This window comes from Bradyrhizobium guangdongense, assembly GCF_006483445.1.
Lineage (GTDB): Bacteria > Pseudomonadota > Alphaproteobacteria > Rhizobiales > Xanthobacteraceae > Bradyrhizobium > Bradyrhizobium guangdongense_A.
In genome coordinates this window covers 1-18,662 of sequence record NZ_PPPT01000049.1, presented here as the reverse complement: position 1 = coordinate 18,662, position 18,662 = coordinate 1, and the positions used below count along the sequence as shown (strand labels likewise).

General features: G+C 65.1%; 14 protein-coding genes. 11 read left to right on the top strand and 3 right to left on the bottom strand.

Annotation, left to right across the window (positions count from 1 at the left end):
- Positions 1-56 precede the first annotated feature (56 nt).
- The gene (locus C2U70_RS07795) at positions 57-293 is read left to right on the top strand and encodes a DUF1127 domain-containing protein (RefSeq protein ID WP_140977423.1); all 237 of its coding nucleotides are present in this window, start codon (positions 57-59) and stop codon (positions 291-293) included.
- Positions 294-355: 62 nt separating this feature from the next.
- Here the strand turns inward: C2U70_RS07795 and C2U70_RS07790 are convergent, their stop codons facing one another.
- Both C2U70_RS07790 and C2U70_RS07785 read right to left on the bottom strand, forming a co-directional pair.
- Positions 356-781 (bottom strand): universal stress protein, encoded by a 426-nt coding sequence (locus C2U70_RS07790; protein WP_140977422.1) that lies wholly within the window; start codon positions 779-781, stop codon positions 356-358.
- Positions 782-855: 74 nt separating this feature from the next.
- Complete coding sequence (locus tag C2U70_RS07785; protein ID WP_140977421.1) at positions 856-1,392, bottom strand: SixA phosphatase family protein; 537 nt, start codon at positions 1,390-1,392, stop codon at positions 856-858.
- Positions 1,393-1,549: 157 nt separating this feature from the next.
- Between C2U70_RS07785 and C2U70_RS07780 the strand changes: the two genes are divergently transcribed.
- From C2U70_RS07780 to C2U70_RS07740, 9 genes are all read left to right on the top strand, one after another.
- Positions 1,550-2,995 (top strand): NAD(P)/FAD-dependent oxidoreductase, encoded by a 1,446-nt coding sequence (locus C2U70_RS07780; protein ID WP_140977420.1) that lies wholly within the window; start codon positions 1,550-1,552, stop codon positions 2,993-2,995.
- A 95-nt stretch (positions 2,996-3,090) separates the two neighbouring features.
- Positions 3,091-3,591 (top strand): peptide-methionine (R)-S-oxide reductase MsrB, encoded by a 501-nt coding sequence (gene msrB, locus C2U70_RS07775; RefSeq protein ID WP_140977419.1) that lies wholly within the window; start codon positions 3,091-3,093, stop codon positions 3,589-3,591.
- Positions 3,592-3,803: 212 nt separating this feature from the next.
- Complete coding sequence (locus C2U70_RS07770; protein WP_140977418.1) at positions 3,804-6,056, top strand: flagellar hook-basal body complex protein; 2,253 nt, start codon at positions 3,804-3,806, stop codon at positions 6,054-6,056.
- Positions 6,057-6,098: 42 nt separating this feature from the next.
- Positions 6,099-7,982, top strand: coding sequence for a flagellar hook-associated protein FlgK (flgK, locus tag C2U70_RS07765; RefSeq protein WP_140977417.1), 1,884 nt, complete (start codon positions 6,099-6,101; stop codon positions 7,980-7,982).
- A gap of 17 nt (positions 7,983-7,999) precedes the next feature.
- Positions 8,000-10,309 (top strand): flagellar hook associated protein, encoded by a 2,310-nt coding sequence (locus C2U70_RS07760; RefSeq protein WP_140977416.1) that lies wholly within the window; start codon positions 8,000-8,002, stop codon positions 10,307-10,309.
- Positions 10,310-10,381: 72 nt separating this feature from the next.
- On the top strand, positions 10,382-11,164 hold the full coding sequence (locus C2U70_RS07755) for a hypothetical protein (protein WP_140977415.1): 783 nt from the start codon (positions 10,382-10,384) through the stop codon (positions 11,162-11,164).
- A 9-nt stretch (positions 11,165-11,173) separates the two neighbouring features.
- Positions 11,174-12,781, top strand: a complete 1,608-nt coding sequence (locus tag C2U70_RS07750) for a hypothetical protein (protein WP_140977414.1) — start codon at positions 11,174-11,176, stop codon at positions 12,779-12,781.
- Position 12,782: 1 nt separating this feature from the next.
- Positions 12,783-14,027, top strand: coding sequence for an ATP-grasp domain-containing protein (locus C2U70_RS07745; protein WP_140977413.1), 1,245 nt, complete (start codon positions 12,783-12,785; stop codon positions 14,025-14,027).
- A complete protein-coding gene (locus tag C2U70_RS07740) occupies positions 14,024-15,532 on the top strand; it encodes a pyridoxal phosphate-dependent decarboxylase family protein (RefSeq protein WP_140977412.1) in 1,509 nt (502 codons plus the stop codon). Before C2U70_RS07745 ends, C2U70_RS07740 begins: the two co-directional genes overlap by 4 nt.
- A gap of 82 nt (positions 15,533-15,614) precedes the next feature.
- On the opposite strand, the gene flbT is transcribed toward C2U70_RS07740, so the two are convergent.
- Positions 15,615-16,034, bottom strand: coding sequence for a flagellar biosynthesis repressor FlbT (gene flbT, locus C2U70_RS07735; RefSeq protein ID WP_140977411.1), 420 nt, complete (start codon positions 16,032-16,034; stop codon positions 15,615-15,617).
- Between the two features lie 332 nt (positions 16,035-16,366).
- Between flbT and C2U70_RS07730 the strand changes: the two genes are divergently transcribed.
- Positions 16,367-18,652: a DUF1522 domain-containing protein gene (locus tag C2U70_RS07730; protein WP_140977410.1), complete on the top strand. Its 2,286-nt coding sequence runs from the start codon at positions 16,367-16,369 to the stop codon at positions 18,650-18,652.
- Positions 18,653-18,662: the final 10 nt, after the last annotated feature.

Genomic DNA, 18,662 nt, shown 5'->3' with positions numbered 1-18,662 from the left:
GCCTGGGCCGCCGGCCAGCCGTCGGCCTGCGCGGGACCGATAGCCGGAGAAGAAAAATGACCACGATCTTGCAGACTGCCGGGCAGAGTTTGAGCCCATCCTCATCGGGCGGATTTCTCCGCTCCATCGTCAACGGCGTCCAGGCGCTGTTCGACCATCTGGAGCGCCGCGCTGCGATCAAGACGCTGAACGAACTCGACGAGCGCGCGCTGCGCGACATCGGGATCTCGCGTTCCCAGATCGAGGATGCCGTCTACGGATCGGTCAAAACCGACCTGATGCGCTATATGTGACGCGCAGTGATGGCCGGGGCATGCCCCGGCCGTCGCGAGCGCATCCAACGACGTTGCGAACTTTAGTGCCGCACCACCAGCACGGAGCACTTGGCGTAGCGCACGACGTGACCCGCATTCGAGCCTAGAAAGTAGGTGCGCATCGCCGGCCGGTGCGAGGTCATGACGATGAGGTCGGCCTTCATCTGGGCCGCTTCCTCCAGAATCTCGTGATAGATGCCGCCCTGCCGCACCACACTCGAGATGTGCTGGGCGTCGATACCGGACTCGCGCGCGACGATGGCGAGCGCCTCTTCGCTGGTCTGACGCTGCTGCTCGTCGAAATCGGCCGGGACGTATTCGGCCAGCATCACCGGTGTCATCGGTAGCACGTTGAGCAGGCGCACCGTGCCGCTCCAGGTGTGCGACAGCGTTGCTGCCGTCGCGATCGCCGGTTTCGCCAAATCGGTGTCGGCGAGGTCGATGGGCACGAGGATGGACTTGAACATCTGCGCCTCCAATTCTTGGCTTCAAGAGCCTGCTGTCGAGCTGGTTCGGAAGGCTTAAGACAGCGCCCGTCGTCTCAAGCCTGCTTCAACAGCTTCGGGCTGACGAACTGCATCAGCCTGCCGCGGCGGTACGCCACGTCACCCCAATCCTTGACGTCAAAGTCGAATATCGCAAGCCCCGCGGTCGGCAGATTGCCGGTGAGCGCCTTGGTGCCGGCCGCGTCGCCGCTGCCGGTCAGCATCAAGGCCAGCTCGTGCATGCCGGGGTTATGGCCGATCAGCATCAGCCGTTTGGGATCGGCGGGGATGGTTGCGGTGCGAATGATTTCCAGGAGCTGCGCCGGATCGGCACCGTAGAGTTCTGATGGGAAGTCGACCTGCGGCGCGGCGACGCGCGGCTTCATGGCCGCCCAGGCGAGGTCCCAGGTCTGCTTGGCGCGCACCGCCGGGGATACCAGCACCATGTCCGGGGCGGGCCCGTGATCGGCGATCCATTCGCCCATCAGGGCTGCGTCCTCATGGCCGCGGTCGTCGAGGCGCCGATCCTGGTCCCGGCCGCTTGGTGCGTCAGTCTCGGTCTTGGCGTGACGCAGCAGCAACAGACGGCGCATGGCATTCTCGAATCGTTGTGACCAGGGATTAATCTACAGGCGCTGGCTGAGGACAAGGTGACAAGCGCCCGATCGGTCCTTCTAAGTTGTTGCTTTGAGCATGATCTCTTCGGAAAACCGCTGCACACTTTTCCGGATCATGCTCTAAGAAAACGATATGAGCGAGACTTTCACAAGCGTGTCCCAGGACGAGGCCGGCTTTCGCGAGCGGGCGCGACTGTCCTTCGATCTCGATGCCGATATCTGCGTCATTGGGGCCGGTTTGGCCGGACTGACCATTGCGCTGGAAGCGGCCCGGCTCGGGGCGAGCGTCGCGGTCCTGGAGGGACGCCATATCGGCTGGAACGCCTCCGGCAACCAGCTCGGTACCGTGATGCCCGGCTTCGCGCTGCCGCTGGCCGATTTGATCGAGCGTGTCGGTTTCGAGGATGCCCGCGAGCTCTGGACGCTGTCGCGCGAAGGCGCCGAATTCGTCCGCGCCAATGCCACCGAGGAGGCGATGCCCGGCATCGGCCTCAGCGAGGGCGTGCTCGAGGTCTCCAATGTCGATGCCGGCGACCGGCTGATCAGCCGCCTGCAGATGCTGAACGAGGATTTCGATACCGAGGTCGAGGGCTGGCAGGTCGAGCGCGTGCGCGAGGCGCTGAAGACCGACCATTATTTCCACGGCGTCTATTATCCCAGGGCGTTTCAGGTCGACGGCCGCAAATATGTCCATGCGCTCGCGGCGCTGGCGCGGCGCGCCGGTGCGCGGATTTTCGAGGATACGCCGGTCGTCAGCATCGATCATTCCGGCATCCGCAAGCGCATCGTCACGCCGTCGGCGCGCCTGCGCGCCACGCACATCGTGCTGGCCGGCAACATCCATCTGGGCGCGCCGCTCCGGCGCCTGTCGGAGACGCTGCTGCCGGTCTGGCGCTATGCCGGCGTGACCCAGCCGCTCGGCGGGCGCGTGCACGAGATCGTCGCCTTCAAGGGGGCGGTGATGGACACCGACGGCATCGATCATTTCCGGATCGTCGACGGCGACCGGCTGATGTGGGCGAGCCCCGAGACGACATGGGACGCGAGGCCCCAGCGCTTTGCCGGTGCAATCAAGCGGCGCATCCGCAGCATCTTTCCCGATCTCGGCGATGTCGCGGTCGCCGACGTCTTTGGCGGCGTCACCGGCCAGACGGTGCACGGCATGCCGCAGATCGGCCAGTTGCGCAAAGGCCTGTGGGTGGCGAGCGGTTTTGGTCGCCAGGGCATGAACACCTCGGCCATGGCCGGGCAACTGATCGCCCGCAGCATTTTGTCGGGCGACGAGCGCTGGCGGCTGTTCTCGCCGTTCGAACTGGTCTGGGCTGGCGGGCCGACCGGGCGGGTGGCCGGCCAGTTGATCGGCATGTGGGGCAGGGCGAGTTCGGCAGCCGCCGGCTCGCTGGCCCGCTACCGGGAACGGGCCCGCCTCAAGGAGCGCGAGCGTGAGGCCCGCCTCGTGGAGGCGAACCGGGCCGCCGGCACCGGGCCGCGCCGTCCGCCGCCCGGCCAGGTTCGACCGGCCCGCCCCGCACCGCCGCCGGAACCGGTGTCCCATGAGGGTGAGGGCATCTCGCAATAAGTTGAGAAAAATCACCGCCCGACCGTGTAACGTCGGACGTTGAACCCCGTATCTCAGCGCGTGGGCCGGTGAAGCCCCTTCGCACGGAGAATGAGATGTTTGACCGCCGCATCCTGCTGACGACCGTTGCCGGCCTGTTCGGCCTTGCCGCGTTCCGCTGGCTGAGAGCCACGCCGGCGCAAGCCGCGGAGAAGTTCGAGATCGAGAAGACCGAGGCGGAGTGGCGCGCCCAGCTCACGCCGCAGCAATACGAGATTTTGCGCAACCACGGCACCGAGCGGCCCGGCTCAAGCCCGCTACTGAAGGAGAAGCGCAAGGGCACCTTCGCCTGCGCCGGCTGCGACCTGCCGCTGTTCTCCTCTGAGACGAAATTCGAGAGCGGCACGGGCTGGCCGAGCTTCTACCAGCCGATCGAAGGCAATGTCGGCAAGACCGAGGACCGAACCTTCGGCATGGTGCGCACCGAGGTGCATTGCCGCCGCTGCGGCGGCCATCTCGGCCACGTCTTCGACGACGGTCCGAAGCCGACCGGATTGCGCTACTGCATCGACGGGTTTGGCCTCGTCTTCCACCCCGCCGCGGCGTCGGCGACATAGGGCATCTGCCAGGCCGCAAATGACGTTTTGCCCCGGCAATTGTTGCCGCCCCGGCAATTGTGCCCCGGTCCAGCGACCGGGGCATATCTATTTAAGTAACTGATTTCACGAAGGTACCCGCATTGGCATAGGCCTTGCGACTGTCTCCCTCGATTGCGGCCATGGGCACGAGCGATCGGCTGGCCGCCGAGATCGAATTTGGAGACAAAGTTATGGGTATCTTCGATGCGATGAATACGTCGGTGGGCGGCCTTCAGGCGCAGTCCTACGCGTTGCAAAACATTTCCGGCAACATCGCGAACTCCTCGACCACCGGTTACAAGGGCATCGGGACCAGCTTTGTCGATCTCATTCCGGACTCCTCGGTCCCGAGCAAGCAGGTCGCGGGTGGCGTGACGGCCAACGCGAAGGCGACCATCACGACGCAGGGCACGATCTCCTCGTCCAGCGTCGCCACCAACATGGCGATCACCGGCGACGGCTTCTTCTCGGTGCAGAAGGCGAGCGGCGTCGTCGACAACGTGCCGGTGTTCGACGGCGTCACCTATTACAGCCGCCGCGGCGACTTCCAGGTCAACGCCAACGGCAATCTGGTCAACGGCGCCGGCTATTATCTGATGGGTGTCGCGGTCGACCCGAAGACCGGCAACCCGACCGGCAGCGTGCCGACGGTGCTGCAATTCCAGAACAACTTCGTCCCGGCGCAGGCCACGACCTCTATCCAGTACGCGGCGAACCTGCCGACGCAGCCAAATACGGTGGCGAGCTCGACCGCGACGCCTGGTTCGCTGCTGGCCGCCGGTGGACTTAATCCGTCGGATTATGCCGCAAACCCGCTGGCAGTGGGCACCCCGCCGGCGCCCTATACCAACGCGACCGCTTCCGGTGCGGCAGCCACGGGCAACATGCGCTCGGCCTACTCGTCGACGACCCAGGTCGGGACGACCGCGCTCCAGAACAACTCCGCGGCTGCGGCATCGACGACCACGTCCCTCGACAATGCCGCGGGCGTGCATCTCGCATCGAGCATCCTGACCGGATTGAGCGGTCAGACGCTGACGATCAACGGCAACACGATCACCTTCAACAACGGCACCACGGTCACGCCGGCCGGCAACAACACCACGATCGGCCTCGGTGCCGGCACCACCGCGACGGTTCAGGACATCCTGACCGCGATCCAGTTGGCCGGCGGCGCCGGCGTCTCCGCGAGCCTGACCGCCAGCGGCAACATCCAGATCGTCAGTGGTGCAACGACGGACGTCGCGATCGGCAGCGGCACGGCGGCAACGGCGCTGGGTATCAGCAGCGTGACGCGCGGCGGCAACGTGCTGTCGACTCCTGCGATTTCGGGCGCCACGGTGCTGAGCGGTGCGGCGGTGGCGGGCGGAGCACAAGTGCTCTCGTCGGGCTTTGCCGCCGGCGACACCATCACGGTCGACGGTGCGACGCTGACCTTCATGGCCTCCGGCGCCTCGGGTCCGAACCAGATCAATGTCACCGACAACATCACGACCCTGCTCGGCAAGATCGACGCTCTGTCCGGCGCCTCAGGGTCGTCGGTCAGCGCCGGCGGTGTGATCACGCTCAACACCGGCACCGTCTCCAACCTGACGGTGTCCAGCTCCAACAGCTCCGCCTTTGCTGCGCTCGGCTTCACCTCGACCATTACCAAGAATCGCAATGGCGGCGGCACCGCAGGTACGGGCACCGTGATCGGCAACGACATCGCCACCTTCACCAAGGAATCGATCAGCGGTGGCGCGGTGACCGCTTACAACGCGGCCGGCACGCCGGTGAACCTGCAATTGCGCTGGGCCAAGACCGACAGCGCCTCGCTCGGCACGGGTCACGCCGACACCTGGAACCTGTTCTATCAGACCGATCCGAATGCGACCGGCACGACCGTCGGCTGGATCAACACCGGGCAGGCTTTCACCTTTGCCAGCGACGGCTCGCTGACGTCGCCGACCGGCTCGGGCATCACCATCCCCAACGTCAGCGTCAGCGGCCAAACGCTCGGCTCGGTCTCCTTCAACATCTCCTCGGGCGGGTTGACGCAATATGCGAGCACCAGCGGCGCGGTGACCATCAACACCATCACGCAGAACGGTTACGCCGCCGGTCAGCTCCGCTCGGTCGCCGTCAACAACAACGGCCTCGTGGTCGGCACCTTCTCCAACGGCCAGAATCTCGACCTCGCCCAGGTGACGCTGTCGCACTTCAACGGCACCAACTATCTGAAGGCGCTCGACGGCGGCGCCTATGCCGTGACCGACCAGTCGGGCCCGGCGATCGCGGGTGCCTCGGGCGCCATCTCGGGCTCCTCGCTTGAAGGCTCTAACACCGACATCGCCGACGAGTTCACAAAGCTGATCGTGACCCAGCAGGCCTATTCGGCCAACACCAAGGTGATCACGACGGCGAACTCGATGGTGCAGGATCTCCTGAACGTGTTGCGCTGATCGGTTTCTCGATACGTAACGTAACCAAAGGCGGCCAGTAAGATGGGTTTGAGTTCAGCCCTCGCCAGTGCGATGAGCGGCCTGCGTGCCAACCAGGCCGCGCTGTCGATCGTCTCGTCGAACGTCGCGAATTCGCAGACACCGGGTTACGTCACCCAGACGCCGAACCAGATCGAGGTCTCCACCGGAGACTTCGGATCGACCGTCGTGACGACCGGCGTCAGCCGGGACCTCGACAATTACGTGCTGGGCCAGTTGCGCACCGAGACGGCCGGCAGCGGTTATGCCGACCAGATGGCCAACATTCTGAAACAGCTTCAGAACGTTTACGGCAATCCCGGCGGCAGCGGCACGCTCGAAACCGCGCTCAACACCTTCACCAACTCGCTGCAGGCGCTGTCGACCAGCGCCGGCTCCTCGTCGGCGCAAACGGTCGCGCTGGCCGCGGCGCAGGCGCTGGCCCAGCAGCTCAACGTGTCGACCAAGGGCATCCAGTCGCTGCGCTCCAATGTCGAGCAGGATCTCGGCACCTCGGCGCAGCAGGCCAACGCGGCGATGCAGAAGGTCGCCGACATCAACACCAAGCTCCAGGGCCTGGCGGCGAGCGATCCGTCCGCGGCGACCCTGATGGACCAGCGCGACCAGGCGATCAACACGCTGTCGAAATTCGTCGACGTGCGCGTCACCGTCGACGGATCGAACCAGGCCAACCTCTACACCACCACAGGCATCCAGCTCGTCGGCGCCGGGCTTGCCTCGCAGTTCACGTTTGCATCGGCGGGGGCACTGAAGGCGACCTCGCTCTACAATATCGATCCGTCGAAATCGACCGTCGGCGCGCTCAACATCAAGCTGCCGAACGGCTCGCAGCTCGACGTCGTCGCCAATAACGTGGTGTCCTCCGGCCAGATCGCCGCCGACCTCAAGCTGCGCGACCAGACGCTGGTGCAGGCGCAGAACCAGCTCGACCAGCTCGCCGCCACGATGTCGAGCGCGTTGTCCGACAAGACCACGGCGGGCACCGCGACCTCGACCACACCGGCGGGCTTCGATCTCGACCTCGCGGGCTCGCTGCCCGGCAACACGGTCAACATCACCTATACCGACACGGCGACCAACACGCAGCGCCAGGTCACGCTGGTCAACGTCACCGATCCGGCGGCACTGCCGCTGCAGAATGCCCCCAACGCCAACCCGGTGCAGGTCGGCGTCAACTTCTCCAACGGCATGGCGGCAATCGCGGCGGCGCTGAACAACGCGTTGCCCGCCTCGCATCTGGCGTTCTCCGCGGCGCCGTCGCCCGCGACCGCCACCACGCTGCGCGTCACCGATGACGGCTCCGGTCTCGCCAAGATCACGTCGACGTCGACCACCAAGACCATCTCGGCGCTGGCCTCGGGCAATCCGCAACTGGCGCTGTTCACGGATGGCGGGCAGGCGCTCTATACCGGGGCGATCACCGCGTCCGGCTCGCAGATGACCGGCCTTGCCGGGCGCATCGCGGTGAACACGCAGGTCTCGGCCGATCCGACCAGGCTGTCGGTCTACAATACGTCGCCGGTGACGCCGTCCGGCGACACCACGCGTTCCGATTTCCTCTACACGCAGCTCACCAACACGGTGTTCTCCTATTCGCCGCAGACCGGGCTCGGTTCCACGGCCCAGCCGTTCACCGGCTCGGTCTCGAGCTACCTCCAGCAGTTCCTGAGCATCCAGAGCAATGCCTCGACCCAGGCGACGAACTTGCAGCAGGGCCAGAGCGTCGTGGTCTCGACGCTGCAGGCAAAGTTCAACTCGACCTCCAGCGTCAGTCTCGACACCGAGATGTCGAACCTGATCCAGCTTCAGAATGCCTATGCCGCCAACGCCCATTTGATGTCGGTGGTGCAGAACATGATGAACACGCTGATCCAGGCTCAGATCTAACCGGCGGGCTCTGAAACATGTCGATCAGCAGCATCAACTATTCCTCCTCGATCCTCGGCGGTCAGATCCGCAACATCAACCAGCAGCTCACCGACCTGTCGACGCAGCTCTCCACCGGCAAGCTGTCGCAGAGCTATTCGGGCATGGGCACCAACGAGGGCTTTGCGATCGCCTCGCGGGCGCAGCTCTCGAACATCGCGGCCTATACCGACACGATCACCAACGTGAATGTCAGCATCAACCTCGCCAATACGGCGCTGCAGGCGTTGACGACCATTCGCAGCACCACGCAGACCGGCGCCGCGAACACCGCGCAGGATCTCAACGTCAACGGACAGACGATCGCGCAGAACACGGCCGCGGCCCAGTTCGGCTCGATGGTCGGCGTGTTGAACACGCAGACCGGAAATCGCTATCTGTTCTCCGGGACCGCCTTCAACACCCAGCCGGTTGCCGATGCCGGCGACATCATCAACGGCACCACGACGCAGGACGGCTTCAAGACCGTGTTGGCCGAACGCCAGGCCGCAGACCTCGGCACCAATGGCATGGGGCGGCTGGTGCAGACGCAGCCGACCGCGAGCTCGATCAACGTGGCCGAGGATTCCGCCACTTCGCCGTTCGGACTGAAGCTCAAGGCGGCCTCCTCGACGCTGGCCGGCGCCACCTTGACCGGGCCGAGCGGATCGCCCGTATCGTTTTCGATCGATCTCAACGGCAACAATCCCGCTGACGGCGACAAGCTCAGCATTCAGTTCACGCTGCCGGACGGCACGACCGAGCAGATCGATTTGACCGCGAGCAGCAAGACGCCGACGCCCGTGGGCAGTTTTGCGATCGACACCACGACGCCGGCGAACACGGCGACCAACCTCAACACCGCGTTGAACACCGCCATCAAGAAGCTCGCCGGCACCTCGCTGGTGGCGGCATCCGCGATTACGGCGGGCGACAATTTCTTCAATACGGTGGGATCCGCAACCGCGAACGCGGCGGCCACCGGCAATCTGATCTCGGCCTATACGTCCACGACTGCGACTGGCTCGGTCGCCTTGCAGGACAACGCAGCGGCCGCGGCAGCCTCGACCACCTCACTCGATGCGACCGCAGGCAACCATCTCGCTTCGGGCATCCTCACCGCGCTCGGCGGGACGACGCTGACGATCAACGGCAACACGGTCACATTCAACGGCGGAACCACCGTTTCGACAGTCGGCAGCAACACCACGATCGGTCTGGGCGCAGGCACCACCGCGACGGTTCAAGACATCCTGACTGCGATCCAGACCGCCGGCGGCCCAGGCGTCACCGCGACGCTGAGTGCGAGCGGCAACATCCAGATCTCCACCGGCACGACCACCGACGTGTCCGTCACCGGCGGCGCGGCAGCAACGGCGCTGGGCATCAGCAGCGTGGCGCGTGGCGGCAATGTGCCGTCGACGCCTCCGATCACCGGCTCAACCTTGCTGAGCGGGACTGCGACCACGGGCGGCCCGGAAGTGCTCTCACCAGGCTTTTCGGCCGGCGACACCATCACGGTCAACGGCACCACGCTCACCTTCGTCGCCTCCGGCGCGACCGGCAACCAGATCAACGTCACCGACAGCATCCAGACCCTGCTCGGCAAGGTCGACCAGATCACCGGGACCTCGAAGCCGTCGACCATCCATGGCGGCGTGATCACCATCAACACCGACGACCCCGGCAGCCTGAACATCACGAGCTCCAATGCGACCGCGCTCGGATCGCTCGGCTTCTCCTCAACCACGATCACGGCGGCAAAGGCGCCGCTGCGGGTCGGTTCATCGCCCGCGGGGACGGCCACGACGCTGGTCAACGGCACGGCCAACACCGTCAGGTGGTACAATGGCAATGACGGGCCGGGCTCGGCGCGCTCCACGGCAGTGGCGCGGGTCGACGACTCCATCACGGTCCAATACGGCGCGCAGGCCGACGAGGATGCGATCCGGCGGCAATTGCAGGCGATCGCCGTGTTCGGAACGTTCTCGACCTCGACCACGGGGCAATATTCGAAAGGCGCGGTCGCAGCCCTGAGCCAGAGAACGGCGCAGGCGCTGACCCAGCAGCCCGGCCAGCAGCGCATCGAGGATATCCAGACGGATATCGCGATGGCCCAGAACACGATGAAGGACGCCACCACGCGTCAGACCCAGGCCAAGGCGCAGCTCCAGACCATTATCGATCAGGCCGAGTCGGCCTCGCCCGATCAGGTCGCCAGCGAGATCCTGGCACTCCAGAATGCCCTTCAGGCGTCCTACCAGACGACCGCGAGCCTGGCGCAGCTCTCGCTCGTCAAGTTCCTCTGAGGGGGCCGTTAAGGTCCCGTTAACCATGCCTCTTTACCTCTTGGTGAGGATTTGGGGCGCGCGGAGCCATTGATGTCGGAGCGGATGCAATTGGTGGTCGCCACGCCGTGTTTCGGCGGGCAGGTGTCGAGCATTTATGCGAGCTCGATCTTCGCGCTGCAGCGCGCCGTGCACGGCATGTCCAATCTCGAGCTCAAGGTGCTCTTGCGCGACGGCGACGCGCTGATCACGCGGGCGCGGGCCAATCTGGTCGCGATGTTCCTCGACGACCCCAAGGCGACGCATTTCCTGTTCGTCGACGCCGATATCGGCTTCAAGCCCGAGCAGGTGTTCCGACTGATCGAATGCGGTGCCGACGTCGTCGCCGGCTGCTACCCGATCAAGCGCGTCAACTGGGCCAAGGCCAAGCGGGCGATCGAGGCGGGGCGGACGGACGTGCCGGCGGCCTCGCTCGACTACGTGCTCGAGATCGAGGATCCCGATCGCATCGTGGTCGTGAACGGCTTTACGCGGGTGCGTTATGCGGGCACCGGTTTCCTGATGATCCGGCGTCACGTGCTGGAGGCGATGTGCCGTCATCCTGATTACGCGAACCTGCAGTTCTTCCGCGAGCATTCGCACGATAATCTGGCTGCGAGCCGCAACCGCTTCGCGCTGTTCGAATGCATGATCGATCCCGCGACCGGCACCTATCTCTCCGAAGACTTCGCCTTCTGCAAGCGCTGGACCGATATCGGCGGCGAGATCTGGGCCGACATCCAGAGCTCGCTCGATCATGTCGGCCCGTCGGTGTTCCACGGCGACATTGCTTCGCAATTCGCGGCCGCGCCTGCGGTCGCCGCCGATGCGGCGTGAGCGTCACAGATGAATGCCGGCGCGTCCCGTTTGCGTCTTGCGGATGGTCCGCGCTATCGCCTGCGCGATCTGTTCACGCCGCTCGACACGCTGCTCGCCTCCGGCGGTGACACTCGCCTCGCGCTCGATCCGCAAAGCCGCCTGAACGCCTATGGCTGCGCGCCGATGCCGACCGACGACATCTGGAATTTCGCATCCTCGACCGCCTCGTCGATCTCCGAGCCGGCCTATGAGCGGGCCGCGCTGGCCCGCGAAGAGCTGATGCACAGATCGCTGTTCGACGAGGTCGACGTCGCTTTCGACGCCCGTGTCGAGGACATGCGCGACGCGCTGCGCGGCCATCTGCAACTCCCGCCGCGGGTGGATGTCGTGTTCTCGCCCTCGGGCACCGATTCCCAGCTCCACGCGCTGTTTCTGGCGCGCGCCGCGTTCGGCCGGCCGCCGGTGGCGATCGTGGTCGGCTCCGACCAGACCGGAAGCGGCGCGGCCGCGACCGCACGCGGGCATCATTTCAGCAATGTGACGGCGAGCGGCGTCTCCGTGCGCAAGGATGGCCCGGTTGCAGGTCTCGCCGGTGACTCCATCGCCGTGCCGCTGCGCGATGCCGCATCGGTCATTGCGCAGCGCGGGGATGCCGATGCTGAGATATTGCGCGCGATCGAAACCACGGTCGCACGTGGCGCGCCGGTGCTGCTCCAGATCATGGACTCCTCGAAACTCGGCTGGCGTGCGCCGAGCGATGCCTGCCTCGACGAGATCGCGCGACGCTGGCCCGGCAAGGTGAAGATCGTCGTCGACGCCTGCCAGATGCGGCTCGGACGCCGCCGGCTGCGCTTCTATCTCGACCGCGGCTACATGGTGCTGGTGACCGGCTCGAAGTTTTTCGGCGGGCCAGCCTTCAGCGGCGCGCTGCTCGTGCCAAAAGGGTTTTCGCGCTCGCTCGCCCACGGCGCGGAGATCGCGCCGGGCTTCCTCGACTATGCGAGCCGCAGCGACTGGCCGAAAGCCTGGGGTGCGCTCCGGTCCCGCTTCGAGAGCCGGCCGAATTTCGGCCAGTGGCTGCGCTGGGAGGCGGCGCTGAGCGAGATGGCCGCCTATTACGCCGTGCCGGGGGCATTTCGCTCCCGCGCGCTGGCGGAGCTTGCGGCCGGCATCGAGAGCATGATCGCGCTGACGCCGTCGCTTGGTGCCGTGTCCGCGCCGCGGCAGACCGGCATCGACGACGAAGAATTTTGCCGCACCACGATCTTTCCCTTCACCCTGCTGCGGCAAGGCCGGCCCGTCCCGATCGCCGACAGCAACGCGATCTATCGCGCGCTCGCCTGCGACGTGAACGGCGACATCGATGGCAGCGCAGCGGACCGTCAGGTCGCCGCACAACGCTGCCTCGTCGGCCAGCCGGTGCGGATCGATCCGGCGGATGATGCGCCCTACGCCGTGTTGCGGCTCTGTGTCGGTGCACGTCTCGTCACGGAGGCCTGGTCGACGGACGCGGCCAAGGCGCAGCGCAATCTGCAGCACATTCTCGACCGTATCGCCCATGTGCTCGTCAAGATCGAGCTGCTGCTCGGCGGCGCAGACGGCCCCGCACGAGCGAAGACAGTTTCCGGAGTTTGAAATGCAGCACCTTGCCGATCCGCTTCGCCTGACCGCGCCGCAATTCGCTGACCGCATCGGTTTTGCGCGGCTAACGCACCAGGCCTTCGACGGCGTCGATCTGCGCCCGTTGCGCGATCGGCTCGTCGCCAAGATTGCCGACGGCACCGCACAGGCCGGCGAGGGGCTCGACCTGTCGCTGATCGCCCAACTCCTCGGCGACAAGGAAGCGGGGCTCGCGATCCAGGCGGAGGTGCTCGCCTTCCATCAATTGTTCCGCTCGCCCTGTGCCGTGACCAAGCCCGCGCTGCGCGTGCTCGCACTTGCGGCCGCCATCGACATGGGCGGCAACACGCCGATCGAATTCCTGATCGAGGGATCCGAAATCGAGCTCTTGACGCTCTACGTCGTCAAGGACGTCGGCCTGCCCGAGCCGCTGCCGGATCACGACGTCGCCATCGTCGTGGCTTCCGATTCCGAGGAATGTCGCGAGGCGCTCGCGTCGATCGACAGCGCGGCGTCGCGCTGGCCGAGGCCGCTGCTCAATCGCCCCGATCGCATCGCCAATCTCGATCGCGACAAGCTGCATCGTCTGCTGAGGGGAATTCCCGGGCTCGAGATTCCGGCGACCGTCTGCGCGACGCGCGCGCAGTTGACCGCGCTGTCGCTCGAAGAGATCTGGTGCGAGGACATCGTCGGCGAGCTGCGCTATCCCATCATAGTGCGGCCGCGCGGCACGCATGCCGGTGTCGGTCTCGCCAAGGTCGACGACGCGACGATGCTCGTCGACTATCTCGCCGCGCATGAGCAGCAGGAATTCTTCGTTGCGCGTTTCGTCGATTATGCGAGCGGCGATGGCCTCTTTCGCAAATACCGCCTCGCCATGGTCGACGGCAAACCCTACGCCTGTCACATGGCGATCGCCGATCGCTGGGACATCTGGTACCTCAACGCCTACATGGCGTTCAGCGAGGAGAAGCGCGCTGAAGAACAGGCCTTCATGCGCGACTTCGATGTTGCGTTCGGCCATCGTCATCGCGCTGCGCTCGAGGAGATGAGCCGGCGTGTCGGGCTCGATTACTTCACCGTCGATTGCGCCGAGAACAGGAACGGTGAGCTGCTGATTTTCGAGGCCGACAACACCGCTGTCGTGCACAACATGGATTCGCCGGACGTGTTTCCCTACAAGCAGCCGCAGATGCGCAAGATTTTTGCCGCGTTCACGGCGATGCTGGCGCGTCACGCCAAGGCCGGGAGCCAGTCATGAACGAGATGGTCAGGAACGACGTCAGCACCGATATTGCGAACGCATCGCTCGATCCGCAGGATTGGAGCGCGTTTCGCGCGCTCGCGCATCACATGCTCGACGACACCATCGATTCCATCGCCAATGTTCGCGAGCGCCCGGTCTGGCAACCGATTCCGGATCGCGTTCGTGCGCAGTTGAGAGCCGACGTGCCGCGCGGCGCCAGCGAGCTCGGCGATGTCTATCGCGAATTCCTGGACAACATCGCGCCTTATGCGACCGGCAACGTGCATCCCGGCTTCATGGGTTGGGTTCATGGCGGCGGCACCGCGGTCGGGATGATTGCGGAGATGCTGGCGGCGGGATTGAATGCCAATCTCGGCGGTCGCGATCACATGCCGATCGAAGTCGAGCGGCAGATCGTGGACTGGATGCGCGAATTGTTCGGATTCCCGCAGGGCGCAAGCGGCATCTTCGTCACGGGCACGTCGATGGCCAATCTGATGGCGGTGCTGGTGGCGCGCAGTTCCGCGCTCGGTACGCTGGCGCGGCAGCACGGCATCGGCAATGACGGTGCCTTGCTGACGGCCTATACGTCGAAGGCCGCGCATGGCTGCATCTCCAGGGCGATGGACATCGCAGGCCTCGGCACCGATGCGCTGCGCAAGATCGGTGTCGATGCCGATCACCGCATCGATGTCGCCGCGTTGCGCGCGCAGATCGCGATCGATCGCGAAGTCGGTTTCAAGCCGTTCCTCATCGTTGCATCCGCCGGCACCGTCGACGTTGGCGCGATCGACGATCTCAGGGCGCTCGCGGAATTGTGCCGAGACGAGCAAATCTGGTTTCATGTCGATGGTGCGTTCGGTGCGCTCGCCATCCTGTCGGACGAACTCGCGCCGCTGCTCGCCGGCATCGAGCTCGCCGATTCCATCGCACTGGATTTCCACAAATGGGGGCAGGTGCCTTATGACGCGGGCTTCCTGCTGGTCCGTGACGGCGAGCAGCATCGCCAGGCCTTTGCGCAGCCTGCGGCTTATCTGCGGCGCGAGGCGAGGGGGCTTGCCGCCGGCGCAAACTGGCCCTGCGATTTCGGCCCCGATCTGTCGCGCGGTTTCCGCGCGCTGAAAACCTGGTTCACGCTGAAGACCTTCGGCACCGCGCGTCTCGGTGAGGCGATTGCGCGCACCTGCGCGCTCGCAAAATATCTCGAAGCGCGCATCGTCGCCGAGCCGAAGCTCGAGCTGCTCGCGCCCGTCAATCTCAACATCGTGTGCTTCCGATATCTCGCCGACGATGCGAATGACATCAACGGCAACATCGTCGCCGACATTCAGGAGTCCGGTATTGCTGCGCCGTCGAGCACGACGCTCGAGGGGAAGCTCGCGATCCGCGCGGCGATCGTCAATCACCGCACCGATGCGAGCGATATCGACGCGCTGGTGTCGGCCGTACTGCAGTTCGGCGCGCGTCGCGCCGGCGATGGCATCGTCGAGATCGCCGCACCGCCGCTCGCTGCACAGTAAGCCTCGCAAACATCGTTGCAAAAACAAAACGCCCCGGACCGTGTCCGGGGCGAGTTTGCGTCTGGAGAGTGCGTCGGTCGGATCAGGCGGCCGAGCTGACGTCGCCGGTTTGCGTTGCAAGGTGGCTGCGCAGCTTCTCTTCATAGGCAATCAGCTTGCGGGCCTCCTTCAGAGCCCTGTAAAGGTCGCCGCTGAGGATGTGGTTGTTGATGTTCTCGATGATCGGCCAAGAGCTCGGCACCGCCGTGACGATGTCGCGGACGAGGCTGAAATAGGTGCCGTGCTGGGTCTGCGGATCCGGCGAGATGTACATGAGCTGCACCGCCAGATAGACGAGCTTGGCCGGCGTATCGGCCGTCTCGGGCGTGAGAATGTCCCGCTCGCGCAGGATCGGCACGTTCTCGCCGTCGATCAGAAGGCGGGCGCGCTGATCGGTGTTGGTAATTACGCAGTTACCCACGATGATGCGTTCGTGCGGTCTGAGCTCGACCTTGAGAGCCATGCCTGTTCTCCATCAACGCTTTTGTAACCAGCGCTGTTTTGGCTTTCGTAACCAGCGCCATTTCGGGGCTTATCAGACTGCAATCCTTCCCTAACATTAGTTAACGAGTTGTGAAGGTCTCGAAGACATCGAGAAAAACCACGCAATATCAATATGATGGAGGGGGGCTAAAATACGCGGCGGGCGGCCAAATGGCTCGATTTCGCGCACCGACTCAGACAATGCGGCGTTTTCATTTCATGCTTCGTTAGATTCTCAAACGCACGGTCCGCCTGTCTCGCGATCAATCACGATCGACAAGACACGCACGCTTACCAGAAAGGTAACACGCAATGACCGGCATCGTCCTCTCAGCATCCGTTCGTCAGAACCTGCTGTCTCTCCAGTCCACCGCTGACCTCCTCGCCACCACCCAGAACCGCCTGGCTACCGGCAAGAGCGTCAACTCGGCTCTCGACAATCCGACCAACTTCTTCACCGCCCAGTCGCTCGACAACCGCGCCAGCGACATCAACAACCTGCTCGATGGCATTGCCAACGGCGTGCAGGTTCTGCAGGCCGCCAACACCGGCATCACCTCGCTGCAGAAGTTGATCGACAGCGCGAAGTCGATCGCCAACCAGGCGCTGCAGACCACCGTCGGCTACTCCACCAAGTCCAACGTCTCGGCCACCGTTTCGGGCGCGACGGCTGCTGACCTCCGTGGCACCACCTCCTATGCGAGCACCGTTGCCACCAGCAACGTGCTGTATGACGGCACCGCGGGCGGCACCCATGCCGCGACCTCGGCCATCACGCTGGGAGCGACCCAGGGCGTCAACACCGGTTCGGCTGCAACGGCTGGTGACGGTTCGACGGCTCTGACCGCCGCCATCACCCTGCTGGGCACCGGCACCAGCGCGACCGGCCTGATCGGCAACGCTCAGCCCGCCGACGGCGACACGCTGGTCGTCAACGGTCACTCGATCACCTTCCGTGCCGGTTCTGCTCCGACCGCCGCCAACGTTGCGAGCGGCTCGGGCGTGTCCGGCAACATCGTGACCGACGGCAGCGGCAACTCGACCGTCTATCTCGGCACGACCGGTACTCCGCTGGCGACCGCCGGCGACCTCGCCACTGCGATCGACCTCGCCAGCGGTGTCAAGGTTGCCGTGAACAGCGCGGGTGCTGCCACCATCAGCACGAGCGCTGGTGAAACGGCCTCCGACATCGGTGTCACCTCGGCCGGCAAGGTTACGCTGCGCAGCTCCACCGGTGCTGACCTCAGTGTCACCGGCAAGGCTGACCTGCTCAAGGCTCTCGGTCTGACCTCGTCTGTCGGCGGCGGCAACGCCACCGTGACCGTGGCTCGCACCACGAGCGCGGCTTCGCTCGGCCAGTTGATCCAGGACGGCTCGACGCTGAACGTGGACGGTCACGTCATCAGCTTCAAGAACGCCCCGGTTCCGGGCTCCGCTGGTGCACCTGCGATCCCGACCGGTTCGGGCAAGAGCGGCAACGTCATCACCGACGGCGCCGGCAACTCGACGGTCTATCTGCAGGCCGGCACGATTGCTGACGTCCTGAACGCGATCGACCTTGCCACCGGCGTCCAGTCCGCCACGATCGCCGCCAACGGCACCGCGACCCTTGCGGCCGCGTCCGGCCAGACGGCTTCGTCGATCAACGCCTCCGGTCAGCTCAAGATCTCGACCGGCGTCAACGCCGACCTGTCGATCACCGGCACGGGCAACGCGCTGAACGCACTGGGCTTCGCCGGCAACACCGGCACGGCCTCGGCCTTCACGGCTGCTCGTACCTCCGGCATCGGCGGCATCTCCGGCAAGACCTTGACCTTCACCTCCTTCAACGGCGGTACGGCGGTCAACGTCACCTTCGGCGATGGCACCAACGGCACGGTCAAGACGCTCGACCAGCTCAACTCGTCGCTCCAGGCCAACAACCTGTCTGCGACGATCGACGCCAACGGCCGCCTGACGATCTCGACGACGAACGACTACGCGTCTTCGACGATCGGCTCCTCGGCGGCGGGCGGTGTGATCGGTGGTACGCTCACCACCGCGCTCACCTTCTCGACGGCGTCTTCGCCGGTTGCGGACACTGTTGCACAGACGACCCGGGCCAACCTGGTCAACCAGTACAACAACATCCTGAACCAGATCGACACGACCTCGCAGGACTCCTCGTTCAACGGCATCAACCTCTTGAACGGCGACCAGCTCAAGCTGGTGTTCGACGAGACCGGCAAGTCGAGCCTGAACATCACGGGCGTGACCTACAACTCCAAGGGTCTGGGCCTCGCTGCGTTGACCGGTGGTGTCGACTTCATCGACAACTCCGCGACCAACAAGGTGCTGTCCGGCCTGAACTCGGCGTCCAGCACGCTGCGTTCGGAAGCGTCGAGCCTGGGTTCGAACCTCTCGGTGGTGCAGGTGCGTCAGGACTTCAACAAGAGCCTGATCAACGTGCTGCAGACCGGTTCGTCCAACCTGACGCTGGCCGACACCAACGTCGAAGCGGCGAACAGCCAGGCGCTGTCGACCCGTCAGTCGATCGCGGTCTCCGCGCTGTCGCTGGCCAACCAGTCGCAGCAGAGCGTGCTGCAGCTCCTCCGCTAATCAGCGGCGG

Coding starts and splice junctions, on each gene's coding strand:
- flbT (WP_140977411.1), bottom strand. CDS start 16,034: ATGGCTCTCAAGGTCGAGCTCAGACCGCACGAACGCATCATCGTGGGT.
- C2U70_RS07750 (WP_140977414.1), top strand. CDS start 11,174: ATGAATGCCGGCGCGTCCCGTTTGCGTCTTGCGGATGGTCCGCGCTAT.
- C2U70_RS07780 (WP_140977420.1), top strand. CDS start 1,550: ATGAGCGAGACTTTCACAAGCGTGTCCCAGGACGAGGCCGGCTTTCGC.
- C2U70_RS07745 (WP_140977413.1), top strand. CDS start 12,783: ATGCAGCACCTTGCCGATCCGCTTCGCCTGACCGCGCCGCAATTCGCT.
- C2U70_RS07755 (WP_140977415.1), top strand. CDS start 10,382: ATGTCGGAGCGGATGCAATTGGTGGTCGCCACGCCGTGTTTCGGCGGG.
- C2U70_RS07785 (WP_140977421.1), bottom strand. CDS start 1,392: ATGCGCCGTCTGTTGCTGCTGCGTCACGCCAAGACCGAGACTGACGCA.
- C2U70_RS07795 (WP_140977423.1), top strand. CDS start 57: ATGACCACGATCTTGCAGACTGCCGGGCAGAGTTTGAGCCCATCCTCA.
- C2U70_RS07790 (WP_140977422.1), bottom strand. CDS start 781: ATGTTCAAGTCCATCCTCGTGCCCATCGACCTCGCCGACACCGATTTG.
- C2U70_RS07740 (WP_140977412.1), top strand. CDS start 14,024: ATGAACGAGATGGTCAGGAACGACGTCAGCACCGATATTGCGAACGCA.
- flgK (WP_140977417.1), top strand. CDS start 6,099: ATGGGTTTGAGTTCAGCCCTCGCCAGTGCGATGAGCGGCCTGCGTGCC.
- C2U70_RS07760 (WP_140977416.1), top strand. CDS start 8,000: ATGTCGATCAGCAGCATCAACTATTCCTCCTCGATCCTCGGCGGTCAG.
- msrB (WP_140977419.1), top strand. CDS start 3,091: ATGTTTGACCGCCGCATCCTGCTGACGACCGTTGCCGGCCTGTTCGGC.
- C2U70_RS07730 (WP_140977410.1), top strand. CDS start 16,367: ATGACCGGCATCGTCCTCTCAGCATCCGTTCGTCAGAACCTGCTGTCT.
- C2U70_RS07770 (WP_140977418.1), top strand. CDS start 3,804: ATGGGTATCTTCGATGCGATGAATACGTCGGTGGGCGGCCTTCAGGCG.